General features: G+C 65.7%; 1 protein-coding gene. It reads left to right on the top strand.

Annotated features, from left to right (window positions below):
• The first annotated feature begins 257 nt into the window (after window positions 1-257).
• Complete coding sequence (locus tag AB0B01_RS30905; protein ID WP_361726321.1) at window positions 258-1,091, top strand: IS5 family transposase; 834 nt, start codon at window positions 258-260, stop codon at window positions 1,089-1,091.
• The last annotated feature ends 29 nt before the right edge of the window (window positions 1,092-1,120 follow it).

The raw sequence follows: 1,120 nt of genomic DNA on the forward strand, positions 1-1,120 counted from the left end.
AGTGAGCGTTTCGTTCTGGTATCGGACGGTACGTGGTGCATTCCGAGAGCCGACTCGAGCGCTCAGCGAAGCGATTCGCCGGAAACGCCACTTCTGCGGTAATCAGCAGAACGGTAGTGCGCCGGTTTCCTGGCAAGAGCTCCTGTCTCATTCAGAAACCCACCGGTTCGCACCGAGTTGAGAACACGCGCCTCGGTGCACCAGGCACCCCCGCACACGCCCTGCTCAGGCCGGCCGCCGCCACGTACGCAGACACCATGCAGTCCTCACGGCCCTACCCCAGCGACCTGTCCGACGCCCGCTGGGAACTCATCCGCCCCACCCTCGAAACCTGGCGCCAGGCCCGCAACGGCATCCGCAAACCCACCCACGACCTGCGCGCCCTGATGAACGCCATCCTCTACGTCGACCGCACCGGCATCCCCTGGCGCTACCTGCCCCACGACTTCCCGCCCCACCAGACCGTCTACGGCTACTTCGCCCGCTGGGAAGCCGACGGCATCTTCGACCAGCTCACCGGCCTCTTACGCGGCAAAGTCCGCCAAGCCGAAGGCCGCACCATCGAGCCCAGTGCCTGCCTGATCGACAGCCAGAGCATCAAAACCTCCGCCACCGTCCCCCTGACCAGCCAAGGCGTCGACCCGGCCAAGAAAATCATCGGACGCAAACGGCACATCGTCACCGACACACTCGGCCTCCTTCTGGCCGTCACCGTCACCGCCGCCAGCGTCCACGACTCCGCCGCCGGCACCCAGCTCCTCGCCGACATCGCCGCACGCCACCCCACCATCACCAAAGCCTGGGCCGACAACGGCTACAAGACCAAAGCCGTCGAACACGCCGCCCATCACGGCATCGACCTGGAGATCGTCCAACGCGCCCCCAACACCCGCGGCTTCCACGTCCAGCCCCGCCGCTGGGTCGTCGAACGCACCCTCGGCTGGCTCATGCATCACCGCCGCCTGGCCCGCGACTACGAAACCCACCCCCACCGATCGGCAGCCATGATCCAACTCGCCGCCATCAACCTCATGACCCGCCGCCTCACACACGAGACCACCCACAACTGGCGCGACAGCCAAGCCAAATGAAACAGACAACCGAGAATCAAACGCTCACT

Origin of the sequence: Streptomyces sp. NPDC044571 (assembly GCF_040647115.1) — a bacterium.
Lineage (GTDB): Bacteria > Actinomycetota > Actinomycetes > Streptomycetales > Streptomycetaceae > Streptomyces.

Coding starts and splice junctions, on each gene's coding strand:
- AB0B01_RS30905 (WP_361726321.1), top strand. CDS start 258: ATGCAGTCCTCACGGCCCTACCCCAGCGACCTGTCCGACGCCCGCTGG.